This window comes from Kitasatospora purpeofusca (assembly GCF_042691725.1).
Taxonomy (GTDB): Bacteria; Actinomycetota; Actinomycetes; order Streptomycetales; family Streptomycetaceae; genus Kitasatospora; species Kitasatospora purpeofusca_B.
Window position 1 is genome coordinate 193,406 of sequence record NZ_CP170483.1, and the last position, 16,275, is coordinate 209,680.

Genomic DNA, 16,275 nt, shown 5'->3' on the forward strand with positions numbered 1-16,275 from the left:
ACACCATGACCGAGATCGACCTGCCCGGCCACGGCCGGATCCGGCTGCGCGAGCCCGCGGCCCCGCCCGCGCCGCCCGCCGCGCCCGCCCCGGCCCCCTCGCGGGTGGCCTTCGCCGCCGCCCACGTGGTCGCCGACCCGCTCGGCGACAACGCCCCCGGCGCCCCCGCCGCCGTCGACTGGGACGCCACCCTCGCCTTCCGCCGGCACCTGTGGTCGCTGGGCCTCGGCGTGGCCGACGCGATGGACACCGCCCAGCGCGGCATGGGCCTCGACTGGCCGGCCACCCGCGAGCTGATCACCCGCTCCGGGGCCGCGGCCCGCGCCTGCGGCGGCCGGCTGGCCTGCGGCGTCGGCACCGACCAGCTCGCGCCCGGCCCCCACACGCCGGCCGCCGTCCGGGCCGCCTACGAGGAGCAGCTGACCGTGGTCCAGGAGGCCGGCGCGCAGCCGATCCTGATGGCCAGCCGCGCCCTGGCCGCCGCCGCGCGCGGCCCGGAGGACTACCTGGAGGTGTACGGCGCGCTGATCGCCGGCTCCGAGCGGCCCGTGCTGCTGCACTGGCTCGGCGAGATGTTCGACCCCGCGCTGGCCGGCTACTGGGGCTCCACCGACCTCGACGCGGCCGCCGCCACCGTGCTGGAGCTGATCGGCGCGCACGCCGACCGGATCGAGGGCATCAAGGTCTCGCTGCTGGACGCCGACCGGGAGATCGCCCTGCGCCGCGCGCTGCCGGCCGGCGTGCGGATGTACACGGGTGACGACTTCCACTACCCCGAGCTGATCCGCGGCGACGAACTCGGCCACAGCCACGCCCTGCTGGGCGTCTTCGACCCGATCGCGGCCACCGCCGCGGCAGCGCTGCGGGCGCTCGACGAGGGCGACCTCGACCGCTACGAGGAGCTGTTCGCGCCGACCGTGCCGCTGGCCCGGCACCTGTTCGCCGCACCGACCTTCCACTACAAGACCGGCGTGGTCTTCCTCGCCTGGCTGGCGGGCCACCAGGACCACTTCACCATGGTGGGCGGTGCGCAGAGCGGGCGTTCGGTGCCCCACCTGGTGGAGCTGTTCCGGCTCGCCGACGCGGCCGGGGTGCTCCCCGACCCCGACCTCGCCGCCGCGCGGATGCGCCGGCTGCTCGCGGTCGCGGGGGTGACGGCATGAGCGGCGCCGCCGCGGTGACCGGCCTCGAAAGGCTGTCGCTCAACCAGATCACCACCAAGGGCTGGAGCCTGCCGCAGGCTGTACGGGGCTGTGCGGAGGCCGGCATCCCGGCCATCGGGCTGTGGCGCGACAAGGTCGCCGAGACCGGCCTGGCCCGCTCCGCGAAGCTGTGCCGGGACGCCGGACTCGCCGTCAGCAGTCTCTGCCGGGGCGGTTTCCTCACCGCCGAGGGGCCCGAGGGACGCCGGGCCGCGCTCGCCGACAACCTCCAGGCCGTCGAGGAGGCCGCCGAACTCGGCACCGACACCCTGGTGCTGGTCGTCGGCGGCCTGCCGGCCGGCAGCCGCGACCTGGTCGGCGCCCGCGCCGCCGTCGCCGACCTGCTCGCCGAACTCGCCCCGCACGCGGGCGACTTCGGCGTACGGCTGGCGATCGAGCCGCTGCACCCGATGTTCTGCGCCGACCGGGCGGTGGTCTCCACCCTGGGCCAGGCGCTCGACCTCGCCGCCCCGCACCCCGCCCGGCAGGTCGGCGTCGTCGTCGACAGCTACCACGTCTGGTGGGACCCGGCCCTGCGCGAGCAGATCGCCCGCGCCGGGCGGGAGGGCCGGATCGCCTCCTACCAGGTGTGCGACTGGACCCTGCCGCTGCCCGCCGACGCCCTGCTCGGCCGCGGCCACGTCGGCGACGGCCACATCGACTTCCGCGTCCTCACCGACCTGGTCACCGCCGCCGGGTACGAGGGCTGGATCGAGGTCGAGATCTTCAACCAGGAGATCTGGGACACCCCGGGCGAGCTGACGCTGCGCACCCTCGTCGAGCGGCACCTCACCCACGTGGCCTCGCCGTGAGGGTCGTCGTCGCGCCGGACTCCTTCAAGGGCACCGTCACCGCCCGGGACGCCGCCCTGGCGCTGGCCGCCGGCTGGCGCTCGGTACGGCCGCACGACGAGCTGCTGATCCGTCCGATGGCCGACGGCGGGGAGGGCACCCTCGACGCGCTCGCGGCGGCCCTCCCCGGCGCCGTCCCGCACCCGGTCCCCGGCTGCACCGGCCCCGACGGGCGGCCGGTCACCGGACGCTACGCGCTGCTGCCGGACGGCACCGCGCTGGTCGAACTGGCCGACACCGGCGGCCTGCCGCTGCTCGGCGGCGCCCTCGCCCCGCTCACCGCCGGCACCCGCGGCACCGGCGAGACCATCGCCGCCGCGCTGGACGCCGGCGCGCGGCAGGTGACCGTCGCGCTCGGCGGCTCCGCGTCCACCGACGGCGGTGCCGGACTGCTCGCCGCCCTCGGCCTGCGGCTGCTGGACGACACCGGCGCCGACCTCCCCGACGGCGGCGGCGCCCTCGCCCGGGCCGCCCGGCTCGACCGCACCGCCCTGCGCCCCGCCCCGCCCGGCGGCGTCCGGCTGCTGACCGACGTCACCAACCCGCTGCTCGGCCCCACCGGGGCGGCCGCGGTCTACGGACCGCAGAAGGGCGCAGACCCGGCCCGGATCGCCCTGCTGGAGGCGGGGCTGCGCCGCTTCGCCGACCTGCTCGGGGGCGACCCGGACCTGCCCGGCTCGGGCGCGGCCGGCGGCACCGCCTACGGCCTGGTGAACGCCTGGGGCGCCCGGGTGGTCCCCGGTGCGGCGGCGGTGGCCGGGCTGACCGGACTCGACGCGGCCCTCGCCGGGGCCGGCCTGGTGATCACCGGCGAGGGCCGTTTCGACCTCACCAGCCTGCACGGCAAGGCGGTCGGCGAGGTCCTCGCACGCGCCGAGCGGGCCGGCGTCCCCGCCCGGGTCGTCGCCGGCGAGGCCTCCGACCCCGCCGCGCTCACCCTCACGGCCCTGTCCGGCGACCCGGCCGACGCCCGCCACCGCGCGGCCCACTGGCTCACCGCCGCCGGCGCCCGACTCGCCCGCGCCCACGACGCGGGCTGAGCCCCGAGCCGCCCCCGGTTCCCGGCCCCGCCGTGCGCGGGGCCGGAACGCGTTCCCGTCCCCCGTCGAAGGCTCCGCCCCGACGGGGCCTCGCGCCTGAGACCCGGCGAAAAATGAGTTGCCCGCGGGTCCCGGGCTCGATCATGCTCGCCCACATGGACATGTAACGGCTGCCACGAAGCATTGAGCGACCCGTCGCGCGGGCCGCCCTCCCGGCCTGACCACCCGGCCCGGAGGCGACGGCCCGCGCCCTCGTATGCATCCGTCATGTCCAGGAGCCGCAGCCCGGTCTGCGAGAGCTCCTGCCGAGCGCTGAAAGCAACCACCGCCATGAATACCGACCGCAAGGCCCGGTGGGCCGTGCGTCAGTCCGCCCTGCCCACCGTCGTGCGCCCCTGCCCGGACTGCCCCGCCGCCCGCCACCGGCCCTCTGGCCGGATCCGCGTCAACGCGAACGGCAAACTCCTCGACGTCTGGCTGCTGCTGAGCTGCGCCGGGTGCGACCGGACCTCGAAGGTCCCCGTCCACGAGCGCGTCCACGTCTCGTCGCTGGATCCGGCCCGCCTGGTGGCGTACGAGGCCAACGATCCGGTGGTGGTGCGGGAGCTGACGATGAGTGCGCCGCTCGCCACGAGGAACGGATACCGCCTCGACTGGACCGGCACCTGGGCGCTGGAGACCCGCACGCCGCTCCACTCCCTCGACGACCCGGCACCGCTCAGGGTCCTGGTCGGCTTCGAACTCCCCGCGCCGGTCCGCGTCGAACGGCTGCTCGTACTCGGGCTCGGCCTCAGCCGCGGCGCGGTACGCCGGATGGCCGGGGACGGACGCATCCGGCTGCCGCTGGCCCCGGAGGCCAAGGCGCACCGGGACTTCGAGTTCACCGTGCACGGCCCCGGTTCCGTCCGGGCCGAGCGGCTCGCGCAGCCCCTCGACGCGTCGACATCGGCGAGTTGCGCGCGTGCCATGGAGGACGGTCCCTCGGGTCCGGCTCCGCGACGAGGAGGATCCCCCGGCTGGACCACGACGCGACGCGTCTCCTAGGAGGCCGACTTCAGTGCGGCATCAGCGCGACGCAGTGCCTCGGCCCACCTGGCCCTGGTCTCGTCGATCGCCTCCCGGTCGGCGGCGAGGAGCTCGTCCTCCAGGCGGGCTTCGATGTCGCGCCACGTCGCCAAGTACCCCACCGCCTGCTTGCAGTCCACATCGGCGGTCGCCGTGGCCACTTCCCGCTCGCCGGGCTCCTCCAGCCCCGCGAGGTCACCCCATGCCCGGTCGCCCGCGGCGGTGAACGGAGTGTCGTAGTCGTAACCCCTGGCTCGCATGCACGCCGACCAGGCGGTGTTCGCGGCGACTGCGCGCGGGTCCGCCTGCGTACTCTTCCAGGCCGTGGACTTCGCCCGGGTCACCGGGGTGATCGACATGTCCTGGGCTGCCGCGAAACCGAGGCTCCGGACCGCCTCGGTCCGGCAGCCCGGGCGGCCGGGGTCCGGCCTCGGCGCCCGGGAATCCTGCCCGGTGTACGCCGCGATCGCCCCGGCCGACAGGCGGGCCTTGGACTCCTCGGCCTGCTTCCGCGCCTCGGCCTGCTGCGCGCGCGACGCCCCGATGGGCGGCGGCAGGTGGTACCCGTACGCGCGCGCGGTGCCGGCATCGCTGATCCCGTAGCGCCGTTCGTTCGAGGGGCGGGGGGTGCCCGGTTGCTCGACCGGGTCCGGCCAGTCCAGTCCTTTCCGGCGCACGCAGTCCTCGGCGTGGACCTCGAGTGCGCGGTTGATCCGCTGCATCTCGGACGGCAGCGGCTCGTACGCATCCAACGGAAGGGCGGCGACAGACGTCGCCGGGGACGGGGCGGCGAGCGTCGACACGTTGCGGGTCGACGGCTCCGCGTGTCCGCCGGTTGTGTCAGGGGCGCCGGGAGAGCAACTCGCGAGCGCCAGCACGACGATGACGGCCGGCGGAAGGACTGTACGGGACCCGGGCACGGCGAACTCCCTTCAGATCGTCCCGCTTTCGACCGGCACGGCGCGGCACGGCGAAAGCGCTCGGGATACGGTGGGTGCCGGGCCCGGACCGGACCCGGCACCCTGCCGCCCGGAGGCTCGAACCTGTCAGTTCGGGCAGCTGGAGACGTTGGAGAAGCAGTGGGAGGACGCCCTGTTCGCGAAGCCGTAGTCACTCAGGTAGGCGATGTACCCGCCGGGGGCGACTGCCACCTTGGCGCCCGTGTAGCCGGTGTTGTCGTACAGGGTCAGCCAGTTGACGGTGTCGCGGTTCCACACCGAAGCGACCTCGTTGTTGATGTAGGTTTCCGTGCCGTAGAAGGTTCCGGTGTAGCTGTACTTCGAGTGCAGCGTGTCGTAGATCGGCCCGCTGAAGTTGCTCAGGTAGTAGAGGCAGGCCTCACCCCCGTCCGACGCGTCACAGAATCCGTCGTACGAGGCGGCACTGGCCGGCGACGCAAGAACAGCGGATGTCGCGATCCCGATCCCCGCGACGATCAACGAAATGCGCTTCCTCATTTCCCACCTCCGAACTCACGCACCGTCGACGCGGTGCGAAGTGAACTTGGCCTGAGGGTCCTTCGTGCTCACGTGCGCGCGACCCGGAGCCGTGAGCTCGGTGACATGGAGCAGCACGGCATCGGGGCGCCGGGGGTGTGATGGTCGGGTGCTGTCCCCGGCCCCGCCAGTCTGCACAATCACGGCCGGGCCGGTCATTGGCCGTGCGCGCACGCAACCTTGTCATTGCGCGCAGGACCTCACCTGCCCGGCCGCGCCCCGGTGGTCCCCTCGCGGAGCATCCGCCGGTACTCGGCTGGCGGCAGACCGAACGCACGGCGAAAGCCGCGGCTGAACCCCGCCGGATCGCCCAGCCCGTTGCGTGCGGCGACCGCGTGCACCGGCAGATGGCGCAGCCGGGGGTCGGCCAGGTCGGACCGGCACCGTTCCAGCCGGCGGCGGCGGATCATCGCCGACACGGACTCGTGCCGCTGCCGGAAGACCTGGTGCACCGTCCGGACGGAGACGTGATGACGGGCGGCGACGGAGTGCGGGGACAGCTGCGGGTCCGCGAGGTTCTCCTCGATGAACGCCTCGATCCGGGCCAGGAGGACCGTGGCGCGGACCTCGGGCTCCACGTACTCCCGCGCGTCGATCTGCTGGGCCAGCAGGGCGTGGGCCAGGTGCATCGTCGCGGATCCGAGCCGGGCGCCTTCCGGTTCCCCCAGCGCGGGCCCTTCCTGGAACAAGGTCTGCAAATGGTGGGCGAGGATCGCACCGATACCCCCGGAGGCGGGCATCCGGGTGGCCAGCACCTGCTCGACACGGGACTGTGGAAAGGGCAGGAGCCTCCTCGGCAGATGCAGCACGATGCCCCGGGACGGCCCGCTGTCGGCGCTGCTCCTCCCCTGGCCGGTGTAGGGGCGCGAGGAGCTCCACATGACGAAGTCACCCACCGACAGCACGGCCTCCCGACGGGCCTGTGCGACACTCATCGCCCCGCCCGCGATCAGCGTCAGTTCGTAGGTCTCCGGATCGGACCGCTTGATGAGGGCGGGCGTACGCTCCGACGTGAGGGCGGGAAACGAGATCGAGGTCGCTTCCAGGGGGCCCACCGACAACATCTCCACCCTGCCGACGAAGTCCGCGGCATGGTCACTGCTGATCCGGGTCGGCGCCGCCCCGCGGGCGACCGTCTCGCACCACCAGTCGAACCGGTCCTCCGCCGGCAGCGACAACGTGTCCACGACGCTGAACACCCGGAACCTCCCGCCCCCTGGCACCCCTGGTCCGACGACCAGCCACGACCCGGTCGAAGCCCCTGGCCGGCACATGCTGCGTCCACCCACGGTAACTGCGCGAACCGATCGCCGGTATGCCGCGTCCCCGTCCGGCGGCGGTGTCACCGCCGCCGGGCAGCGGTCGTGGAGCAGAGCGGTCAACGGCAGGGGTCGCCGAAACCCGCCGGCCGGCTACAGCCCGGTGAAAGCGTCGTCGCCCCTGGTCCGGACGGTGGCGCCGAACCGCCACGCCTCGATGTCGCGGTAGCGGATCGGGCCCGGGCCGCGGCCGATGTTGCTGCCGACGAGGTGGAGCCGTTCGGTCCGCCACGGCCGGCCCGTGAACCCTGTGAGCCCGGCCGCGGCCCGCGGCACGCTGGTGGCGTCGTCGCGGCGGGAGCGCGCCAGGGTCAGATGGGGGTGGAGCACGCGGTCCCTGAACTCGATCCCGCAGGACCTCACCAGCTCCCGGACGTCGGCGGCGAGCAGGTGGAGTCCGTCCAGGTCCCCGTCGATCCCGCTCCACAGCAGTCGCTGGTCGAAGTGGCCGCCGCCGCGCAGGCCCAGGAGCAGGGCGGGGTGCGACGCGGCCGCGCCGGCCAGCGCCGTCCGCAGCAGCGGCACGGCCGTGGCGGGCAGCTCGCCGAGGAAGGCCAGGGTGATGTGCCAGTCCTCGATCCGGTTCCACCGCAGCTGCGGGTACCCGGCGTAGGCGGGCTGCAGGGCCCGGGCCAGTTCGTCCTTGGCGTCGTCGGGCGGTGCCAGGGCCACGAAGACGCGCAGGGTCGGGGGCTCGGGGTGATCGTCCACGAAGGGGAGGCTAGCCGACGGCGGGGCGGGCGAGAACGACCGCACCCTCGACTTCGGCTTCCGGCGCTGCGGGTGCGGGTGCGGCCACTGACCCACCGACCCACGAGATCTCCCTCGGCCGAGGCCCCCGGGGCACCGCGGCCGACGGTCAGCGGTGCTCGACGATGACGGAGATGCCCCAGCCGATCGAGGCGAGCACCACCGCGAGGAGCAGGCCGGCCAGGGCGTAGCCCACCGGCCCGGCGGTGGGGCGGTCGGTGGCCGGTTCGCCGGCCGGGGCGGGCGGGTTGAGCAGGCGCAGGGCCAGGGCGAACAGCGCGGGCAGCCCGGCGCCGGTGAGCAGGCCCACCACGACGATCCTCCACACCGCGTCCAGGTTGATCCAGGTGTTCACGGGGCCACCCTCTCCGGGGCGGGTTCCGGGATCACCGAGCCGGTCCACGCGGCGTTGACATTGTCCGGTGTCACGGCCGAGTAGCGGGAGGCGACGAAGAAGGCGACCGACGCCAGCACCAGTACGGTGAAGATCACCACCACGCCGGCCGTCCCGCCGATCCCGTTCGCGACCCAGTAGGCCAGCGCGCCGACCAGCGCGGCGGCCGGCAGGGTGAACAGCCAGGCCGTCACCATCCGACGGGCGAGCTGCCAGCGCACCTCGGCGCCCTTGCGCCCGACCCCGGAGCCCAGGATCGATCCGGTGGCCACGTGCGTGGTGGAGAGCGAGTAGCCGAAGTCGGTGGAGCAGAGGATCACGGCGGCCGAGCCCGACTCGGCGGCCATTCCCTGCGGCGGCTCGATCTCCACCAGCCCCTTTCCGAGTGCCCGGATCACCCGCCAGCCGCCGGCGTAGGTGCCCAGGGCGATGGCCAGCGCGCAGGAGAGGATCACCCAGTCCGGGGCCTTCGCCCCGGCCGGCAGGGTACCGTCGGCGATCAGGGCGAGGGTGATGACGCCCATGGTCTTCTGCGCGTCGTTGGTGCCGTGGGCGAGCGACACCATGGAGGCCGAGCCGATCTGGCCCAGCCGGAACCCGCGCTCGCGCGGGCGTTCGGACACCTCCCGGGTGATGCGGTAGACCAGCAGGGTGCCGGCCACGGCCACAAGGCCGGCGATGAACGGCGACAGCGCCGCCGGCACGATCACCTTGGAGACCAGGCCCTGCCACTTGACGGCCGAGGTGCCGGCCGCCGCCACCGTCGCCCCGATCACCCCGCCGATCAGCGCGTGCGACGAACTGGAAGGGATGCCGAGGTACCAGGTGGCCAGGTTCCACAGGATGCTGCCGGTCAGGCCCGCGCAGACCACGGTCAGCGTCACCGCCCCGCTGGAGACCAGGCCGTTGGCGATGGTCGCCGCCACCGCGGTCGACAGGAACGCACCGACCAGGTTCAGCACCGCCGAGACCGCGACCGCCACACGCGGCGGCAGGGCCCCGGTGACGATCGAGGTCGCCATCGCGTTGCCGGTGTCGTGGAAGCCGTTGGTGAAGTCGAAGCCCAACGCCGTGACGACCATCAGCGCCAGGACCGCGTCGTTGCCGGTCACGCGCCCGAACCTAACCCGCGTGCCGGGGCGGGCCCGGTCCGGCGACGATCCGGCACGCCGGACGACGACGGGCCACCATCCGGTCGGACCACCGTCGGGGCCTCCGGGCCGGCACGGCCGCGCCGCTCCGTGGCCGTTCCCGAGACACCGGGCCAGGCCGGGACCAGGCCGGGAATCGAGAGGGACAAAGTAGGATGAACAGCTCGTGCGCTACGCGCGAAGAGTTCCATCAATATCCCATTTGCCTTAATTAATCTCCCGCTTTCCCACGCACGGAGCCACCCTCATGGACAACCCGTCCACCGTCGACGCCGGCGCGATCGAGACCCGCGGAATCGAACCCGTCCCCGACCACGAGCGCCGGGGCACCGTCCGCGAGCTCTTCCCGACCTGGGTCGCGGCGAACATCAGCGTCCTGCTCCTCACCATGGGCGCGTCCCTGGTGGTGTTCAACCAGCTGAACTTCTGGCAGGTCCTGGTCGTCGCCGGGTGCGCCGCGCTCGTCTCCTTCGGCCTGGTCGGCCTGCTGTCGGTCTCCGGGAAGTGGGGCGGCGCGCCGGGGGCCACCCTGTCGCGGGCCGCGTTCGGCGTGCGCGGCAACCTCTTCCCCGGCGCGATCCTGTGGGTCGCCCGGTTCGGCTGGGAGACGATCAACGCCGTCACCGGCGCCTACGCCGTGCTGACCGTGCTCGACCTGCTCTTCGGCGTCAGGAGCAACACCGCGCTGATCGTCACCACGCTCCTCGTCTTCGTGGCCGGCACCTTCCTCGTCTCCGGCATGGGCCGCAAGGCCCTGAACGTCTGCAACACCTGGTCGACCTACCTCTTCGGCGTCTTCAGCGTCCTGGTCCTCGGCTATCTGATCGCCACCACCCACTGGAGCGAGGTCTTCAGCAAGCCCGCCGGCACCACCGCGATGATGATCGCCGGCATCGGGACCATCGCCGCCGGCGGCATCAGCTGGGTCCCCACCGGCCCCGACTTCACCCGCTACCTGCCCCGCGCCGCCTCCGGCAGGAAGATCGTCGGTGTCACGGTCTCCGGCGCCGGCCTGGTGATGGTGCCGATGGTGCTGATGGGCGCCGTGATGGCGGTGGGCTCCCCCGGCCTGGCCCAGGCCGCCGACCCGGTGTCCTTCCTCGGCGACCTGCTGCCGACCTGGCTGGCCGTGCCCTACCTGCTGACCGCGATCGTCGGCATGCTGCTGATCAACAGCCTCTCCATGTACTCGGCCGGCTTCACCGCGCAGACCATGGGCGTCAAGCTGCCGCGCGCCCTGGCCGTCAGCATCAACGCCGTGATCTCGCTGGTCGCCGGCCTGCTGCTGATGCTGGTCGCCAAGAGCTTCCTGGGCTCCTTCATCACCTTCCTCACCCTGCTCGCCGTCTCCTTCTCCGCCTGGATCGGCGTCTACGCGGTGGACATGTTCCGCCGCCGCTCGCGTGCGGTGCGCTACGACGCCGCCTCGCTGACGGACACCGGCAGGAACAGCCGCTACTGGTACACGGGGGGCTTCTGCCTGCAGGCGATGGTGGCCTGGGTGCTCGCACTGCTGACCGGGCTCGCCTTCACCAGGTGCGACTGGTTCACCGGCCCGCTCGCCGACACCCCCGTCGGCCGGAACGGACTCGCCTGGGCGGCCACCATCGTGATCTCGGCCGCGATCATGGCCGCGCTCCCCGCACCCCGGGAGAACGCCCCCGCCACCGCCGACGCCGGGCAGGACGCCGGCCTTCCGGCGCAGCGCGCCGAACGGGCCACCGTCTGACCGCGCGACGCCCAGCACGCCTGGCACGAGGCCCTCGCCCGCTACGACGACCTGCCCGCCCACTACCGCACCGCGGGCACCACCCTGCTCGCCTCCCTCGGCTTCCCCCCGCCCACAGCACCCCGGGGCCCGCGGAGCCGCTCGGGGGACGGGAGCCCACGGCGCGAGGGCGGGCGCGCCCCGGGGCGCGCCCGCTCGGGTGAATGAGCGGACCGGACGCCGCCCCGGGCGCCGGGCCGGGGAACGGTCTGCGGGCGTACGACCGTATCCCGAGGAGCCGTCGTGACCCTTTCCGTCGTGTTCAAGAGCAGGGACCAGATTCCGGGAGTGACCGCCTACCAGGTGTGGTCCTATCAGGTGTCGGGCACCGGCGCGGAGCTGCCGAAGGACCAGTTGGTCGCGCTCGGGCTGCCGATCGACATCGATGTGCGCGACCCGGGCGAGTTCCCGACCATCACCGCGTTAGCCGGCACCTTCGCGCAGGACGATCCGAGCGGCACCCGTCAGTACGTCGGACGGACCGTGACGACCCCGGGCAACGCCGTCATCTCGTTCGTCGCACCGGCCACGGACTCGGCCTGCGAGACGCTCCTGGTGAAGGCGGCCTCGGGCCAGCCCTGGGTCACCGTGCCGTTCACCACGCCCGGCAGCACGCCCAGCCTGGTCCAGACGCTGCCGGCCCCGCGGCGGGGCGCGGCCGTGTTCACCGGCCGTCCGCTGTCCGACTTCCGGGGCACGCTGCCGTACGCCAGCGAGGTGGTCGGCGTCTACCAGCCGCTGACCGGGTGGCTCGGGGCGCTCAGCACGATGCGGGCGATCGAGCGCGCGGGAGGCCACCCGCCGCTCGGCCCGGAGTCGTTCTCCGACGCCAACGCGGCGAAGCTCGAGGACTCCGCGCTGGCCGAGGTGGCCGGACGGTTCGACGCCGTCCCCGGTTCCGTGACGCCGGTGGGGGTCGTCAACCTGTTCCGCCAGTACTTCTTCGAGTTCGACACCTTCCTCGGCACTCCCGCCGGGCACCTGTGGCTCAGTCCCGGGGGGACGGTCGAACTCGTCGAGACCAGCACGCGCCGCACCCTGGTGGAGCGGACGGCCGAACAGTCGCAGGAGACCAGCCGGCAGGTCGAGGAGAGCCTCAGCAGCCAGGACGACGTCGCCGACGCGGTGAAGGAGTCGAACGCCAACGACACCAAGCTCGGCGTCAGCGCGACCGGCGGGGTGAACGCGCCGGTCTACCACGCCGAGGCCAGCGCCAACTTCAGCACGGACAACACGGTCAACAAGTCCTCCGAGGAGACCCACAAGCGCTCCCGGTCGCAGAGCGCGAAGGTCAGCAGCCAGATCAAGCGGAACTTCAAGACCACGTTCAAGACGGTCACCGAGACCACCGACACCTCGAGCCGTCGCTACGTCGTCCAGAACACCACGGCGAACCTGGTCAACTACGAGCTGCGGCGCAAGATGCGCAAGGTGGGGGTCCAGATCCAGCACATCGGCTCGCGCCTGTGCTGGCAGGTCTACCTGGACGATCCCGGCACGCCCCTGGGGCTCGGGGAACTCGTCCACGTCGTGCCCGCCCCCGACGTGACGGACGTCAAGAAGCCGGATCCGCCCGCCGTGCCGCAGAGCAAGGTCGTCGACTTCACGGGACCGTTCCCCATCCTGAAGTACCCCGGCACCAAGGACGGGCCCGACGCGGAGAACGCGGACTTCGTGTTCCTGGAGGGGCCTCCGCACGACCCGCCCATCGGCCCGGACGAGCCCAAGGGCCTGATGAGCTACGACCGGGCCCACCACATCATCGCCGAGGCCCCCTTCACCGCCGGCCCGCCGGCGCCCGGCTACACCCTGGTGGCCGTGGGGGTGAAGTCCGCCCAGTCCGGCGGGAAGCCCTGCAAGTTCGTCGCCCAGGAGTGCGACATCCTCGACCCCGCCCAGGGCCGGTTCAAGGTGATCGCGAAGTACCTCAACGTCGGTGACATGAACTCGATCGACCTGACGTTCACCCTGACCTGGGACCCGCCCCAGTCCGGCCAGGACCCCGCGCAGACCCAGTACCTCGCGGACCTCGCCACGTACGAGCAGGAGGTCGGCCGGGTCCGGCGCGAGGCGTACGCCAACGCGGTGCGGGACCGGCTGAAGCTGGTCAGCAACCTCCGCCCCCGGTCGGCGGACGACCTGCGCAGCGAGGAGCGCCACACGGTCTACCGGCAGCTGATCACCAAGATCACTCCGCTGTTCGCCGACCCGCACTTCAACGCCGAGATGCTCGGCCAGACCTTCGACGTCGACGAGATGCTCTACTTCGTCGCGCCCGACTACTGGAAGCCGCAGGCCTCCGGCGGACTCGACGGCAACGCGCTCAGCCGGTACCCGGTGCCGACGCCCCCGTGGGCCCCGCACCCGCCGGCGGCCGGTGACTGCTGGGTCGACCAGATCCCCGGGGAGACGGTGAGCGGCTGGTACACGCGCACGGCGAAGTCCCCGGATCCGGAACCGCAGCCCACGCCCGCCGCAGCAGCGCAGTCGGCGGCGGCGGCCGCGCCGTGCGACCCGCATCCCGAATGGCGGCTGGACTACCTGATCACCGAGGAGACGCTCCCCGCCCCGATGGGCAGCTCGCTGGGCTGGCGGATCCAGATCGACGGCGACGAGCGGCGCAACGAGTTCCTCAACGCGGCCTGGGTCAAGGCCGTCCTCCCGGTGCGGCCCGGGCACGAGCTGCAGGCGGTCAACTGGCTGGACTCCACCGTCGAGGGCCATGCCGCGCTCGGACTCCCCTACCCCTACAACCCGCTGCTGGACCCGCCGGAGTACCAGAACAAGACGGTCGGCCAGGTGCTCACCCTGGTCGCCACGAAGCTGGCGGCGACCAACTCCGACGTGGCCCAGACCATCGCCTCGGAGAAGGTCTTCCAGACCGGCTTCGACCCGCTGGCCGGCGGCTTCCAGCCCGGTAAGCCGTACCAGATCTTCGACCAGTGGGTGGAGGTCCTGCCGACCGACCAGATCGTGGCGGTCCCGGTGTCCTACGACCCGAAGACCGGTCAGCAGTTGTGAGTCCGGCTCCGAGCGCGCCGCCGGCCGACGGGTGCTGACCGATGGCCGGCACCCGCTACGTGCACGCGACGAAGGGGACGACCAGCGGGTCCTTCGACACACCCGCCAAGCCGGCGCGCTCGGTCGGCGCCGCCCTGAAGGCCGCCGCGGCGGGCGACACCGTCGTCATCCTGGACGCCGCGACCTACTTCGAGGACGAGCTCGTCATCGACAAACCCCTGACGCTGACCAGCGCGTACCTCCAGGCGCACCCGCAGGCCGATCCGAGCGATCCGCGGTTCGACGTCCGGCCGCTGCCCACCCTGGCGCCCAAACCGGATGCGCAGCACCGGGTGCTGCGCGTGTCCGGCGCCCCCGGCAGGCCTCTCGGGCCGGTGGTCGTCAGCGGTCTGCGCATCGCCCGGGGCCGCGCCGTCCACGTCCCGGGGAGTGCGGACCCGGCCCTCGGCGCGGGCGGCGGCATCGCCGTGGTCGACACCGACGACGTCCGGATCGAACGGTGCGTCATCGCGGCCTGCCGGACGCAGAGCGCACCGCTGGCCGCCTGGCCGGAGGCCGACCGGACCGCGCTGCGCCAGGACGTCGTGGACCTGGTCGACACCCTGGTCCCGCCGTTCGCCGAGGTCGTGCTCAACGCCGCGATCAGTGCCGCGAACACCCTGATCCGCAACCTCCCGGGCGGTATCGCGCCGATCCCCTCGTTCGACCGCAACGCCGTCAAGACGATCATCGGCCGGGAGTTCGACACGCACATCCCTCCCGGGAAGCCCGTCAACTGGCTGGCCGGCCAGGCCTTCGGCGGAGGCGTCGCCGCCGTCTGGTCCAGTGCGGTGATCCGCAACTGCCGGATCCAGGGCAACAGCGCACAGGGCCGGGGATCGGGGGTCGCGGTCGTCGGATACGGCTGGCCCACGGTCGAGAACTGCTGGATCGACAAGAACCGCAGCGGTGACCAGGGGCGCCTCGACGGCGGCGGCATCGGCGCGGAGATCTCCCTGCCGGGCAGGCTGACCCGCGACCTGAGCGAGGTCGACCTGGTCAGGTTCCTGCGCGGCAAGGCGGCCGCGGCGCGCTCGGCCCTGGCGTCCGTCGCGATGCCCGGCCCGATCGACCTGATGCACTTCGCCCAGTGGCTCCTCGACCCCGCACAGCCCCCCGTGATCACCGACAACGTCCGTCGGCTGATGGTGTTCCTGCCCACGGGCTACCGCAGGCCGGAGCTGCTCTTCCGGGAGCTCTTCTACGTGTTCGCCGCGACGGCGCTGGCGCTGGGGCGGTGGGACGCGTGGAACGAGGCCGAGATCAAGGCCGCCCGCAGCCGGTCGATCACCGTGAAGAACGCCGTGATCACCGACAACGTGTGCGGTGACGACGGAGGCGGCGTCTACGGCTCCGTCCTGTCGCGCATCGCGGTCACCGGCTGCCGGATCGAGGGCAACAGCGCCCCCGGCGCGGGCGGCGGCGTCCGCCTGACCATGGGATCCGCCGGGGCCTTCACCGGCTGCACGATCACCCGCAACGTCTGCGGCACCCGGCCCGGGGTGCAGATGTCCAAGGCCCGGCCCGCCTGGTCCCTCACGGTCGGCGGCCTGACGATCACCATTCCCGCGGAGCCCTCCCGCCCCGTGGCGACCCCGGGCGGCGGCGGCATCTCGGTGCGCAACGCGGACGTCGCACTGACGACCACCGCCATCGGGACCACGCCCGGCGGGCCGACCGGCAACCTCACCAGCGACCACCCCGGCGGGGGGCTGCTGGTGTACGCGGACACCGAAGGCGACATGGCCGGCTTCCCCGACCTGTGGACCACCATCCAGCACGAGGTGTTCGAGATCCGCGACATCCGGGTGACGGTGGACGCGAGCTGCCGGATCACCGGGAACGGCGCCGGCTTCCGGGCCGGTCCGACGCCGGTGACCACGCCCCTCTTCGCCAAGGGCGGGGGCTTCTTCTTCCTGCGCGGCGCCTTCCCGGACGCGCCCACCCCGCAGGTCTCCGTCACCGACGTCGCCGCGACCGTCCGGGGCAACATCGCGCAGGTCCACCCGTACGAATCGCGGGTCGAACCGCACGTCACCGTCCGGGCCTCCCACGACGTCTGCATCCAGGACCGCAAGGCCCTCAAGGAGTGGACCGAGACGAACGACGCGCCCCTGGTCAAGGGCGGCACGCTGCGCTGGCCCTGACGCGGCGGCGGCCGGGGCAGGGGGCCCGGCAT

The 16,275-nt window shown here is 73.2% G+C and carries 13 protein-coding genes; 7 read left to right on the forward strand and 6 right to left on the reverse strand.

The genetic code is table 11. From position 1 onward, the window contains the following. Positions 1 to 5 precede the first annotated feature (5 nt). The 4 genes from ACFCLZ_RS00895 to ACFCLZ_RS00910 all read left to right on the forward strand — a co-directional run bounded on the left by ACFCLZ_RS00895 (position 6) and on the right by ACFCLZ_RS00910 (position 4,137). Positions 6 to 1,163 carry a dihydrodipicolinate synthase family protein gene (locus ACFCLZ_RS00895; protein ID WP_380282621.1) on the forward strand — a complete coding sequence of 386 codons (1,158 nt, stop codon included), beginning with the start codon at positions 6 to 8 and terminating at the stop codon, positions 1,161 to 1,163. Beyond that, positions 1,160 to 2,014, forward strand: a complete 855-nt coding sequence (locus ACFCLZ_RS00900) for a sugar phosphate isomerase/epimerase family protein (RefSeq protein ID WP_380282622.1) — start codon at positions 1,160 to 1,162, stop codon at positions 2,012 to 2,014. The genes ACFCLZ_RS00895 and ACFCLZ_RS00900 overlap by 4 nt, the downstream gene beginning before the upstream one ends. After that, on the forward strand, positions 2,011 to 3,093 hold the full coding sequence (locus ACFCLZ_RS00905; RefSeq protein ID WP_380282623.1) for a glycerate kinase: 1,083 nt from the start codon (positions 2,011 to 2,013) through the stop codon (positions 3,091 to 3,093). Before ACFCLZ_RS00900 ends, ACFCLZ_RS00905 begins: the two co-directional genes overlap by 4 nt. A 330-nt stretch (positions 3,094 to 3,423) precedes the next feature. Continuing rightward, complete coding sequence (locus ACFCLZ_RS00910) at positions 3,424 to 4,137, forward strand: DUF1062 domain-containing protein (protein WP_380282624.1); 714 nt, start codon at positions 3,424 to 3,426, stop codon at positions 4,135 to 4,137. On the opposite strand, the gene ACFCLZ_RS00915 is transcribed toward ACFCLZ_RS00910, so the two are convergent. The 6 genes from ACFCLZ_RS00915 to ACFCLZ_RS00940 form a co-directional block, all read right to left on the reverse strand. After that, the gene (locus ACFCLZ_RS00915) at positions 4,134 to 4,961 is read right to left on the reverse strand and encodes a hypothetical protein (protein WP_380282625.1); all 828 of its coding nucleotides are present in this window, start codon (positions 4,959 to 4,961) and stop codon (positions 4,134 to 4,136) included. The genes ACFCLZ_RS00910 and ACFCLZ_RS00915 overlap by 4 nt on opposite strands. A gap of 243 nt (positions 4,962 to 5,204) precedes the next feature. After that, the gene (locus ACFCLZ_RS00920) at positions 5,205 to 5,615 is read right to left on the reverse strand and encodes a peptidase inhibitor family I36 protein (RefSeq protein ID WP_380282626.1); all 411 of its coding nucleotides are present in this window, start codon (positions 5,613 to 5,615) and stop codon (positions 5,205 to 5,207) included. 239 nt (positions 5,616 to 5,854) lie between these two features. Next, positions 5,855 to 6,853, reverse strand: a complete 999-nt coding sequence (locus ACFCLZ_RS00925) for a helix-turn-helix domain-containing protein (RefSeq protein WP_380282627.1) — start codon at positions 6,851 to 6,853, stop codon at positions 5,855 to 5,857. Positions 6,854 to 7,066: 213 nt separating this feature from the next. Next, entirely contained in the window at positions 7,067 to 7,684 is a 618-nt protein-coding gene (gene thpR, locus ACFCLZ_RS00930) for an RNA 2',3'-cyclic phosphodiesterase (protein ID WP_380282628.1), read from the reverse strand. A gap of 148 nt (positions 7,685 to 7,832) precedes the next feature. Next, entirely contained in the window at positions 7,833 to 8,078 is a 246-nt protein-coding gene (locus ACFCLZ_RS00935; protein ID WP_380282629.1) for a hypothetical protein, read from the reverse strand. Beyond that, positions 8,075 to 9,229: an anion permease gene (locus ACFCLZ_RS00940; RefSeq protein ID WP_380282630.1), complete on the reverse strand. Its 1,155-nt coding sequence runs from the start codon at positions 9,227 to 9,229 to the stop codon at positions 8,075 to 8,077. Before ACFCLZ_RS00940 ends, ACFCLZ_RS00935 begins: the two co-directional genes overlap by 4 nt. Positions 9,230 to 9,515: 286 nt before the next feature. On the opposite strand from ACFCLZ_RS00940, the gene ACFCLZ_RS00945 reads away from it, so the two are divergent. The 3 genes from ACFCLZ_RS00945 (at position 9,516) to ACFCLZ_RS00955 (ending at position 16,243) form a co-directional block, all read left to right on the forward strand. Continuing rightward, a complete protein-coding gene (locus tag ACFCLZ_RS00945) occupies positions 9,516 to 10,997 on the forward strand; it encodes a purine-cytosine permease family protein (RefSeq protein ID WP_380282631.1) in 1,482 nt (493 codons plus the stop codon). A gap of 282 nt (positions 10,998 to 11,279) precedes the next feature. Then, positions 11,280 to 14,057, forward strand: a complete 2,778-nt coding sequence (locus ACFCLZ_RS00950) for a hypothetical protein (protein WP_380282632.1) — start codon at positions 11,280 to 11,282, stop codon at positions 14,055 to 14,057. Positions 14,058 to 14,098: 41 nt separating this feature from the next. Beyond that, complete coding sequence (locus ACFCLZ_RS00955; RefSeq protein WP_380282633.1) at positions 14,099 to 16,243, forward strand: hypothetical protein; 2,145 nt, start codon at positions 14,099 to 14,101, stop codon at positions 16,241 to 16,243. The last annotated feature ends 32 nt before the right edge of the window (positions 16,244 to 16,275 follow it).

Bases quoted from the DNA above. Each gene is read 5' to 3' on its own strand.
- ACFCLZ_RS00920 (WP_380282626.1), bottom strand. From the start codon at position 5,615: ATGAGGAAGCGCATTTCGTTGATCGTCGCGGGGATCGGGATCGCGACA.
- ACFCLZ_RS00910 (WP_380282624.1), top strand. From the start codon at position 3,424: ATGAATACCGACCGCAAGGCCCGGTGGGCCGTGCGTCAGTCCGCCCTG.
- ACFCLZ_RS00945 (WP_380282631.1), top strand. From the start codon at position 9,516: ATGGACAACCCGTCCACCGTCGACGCCGGCGCGATCGAGACCCGCGGA.
- ACFCLZ_RS00955 (WP_380282633.1), top strand. From the start codon at position 14,099: ATGGCCGGCACCCGCTACGTGCACGCGACGAAGGGGACGACCAGCGGG.
- ACFCLZ_RS00895 (WP_380282621.1), top strand. From the start codon at position 6: ATGACCGAGATCGACCTGCCCGGCCACGGCCGGATCCGGCTGCGCGAG.
- ACFCLZ_RS00900 (WP_380282622.1), top strand. From the start codon at position 1,160: ATGAGCGGCGCCGCCGCGGTGACCGGCCTCGAAAGGCTGTCGCTCAAC.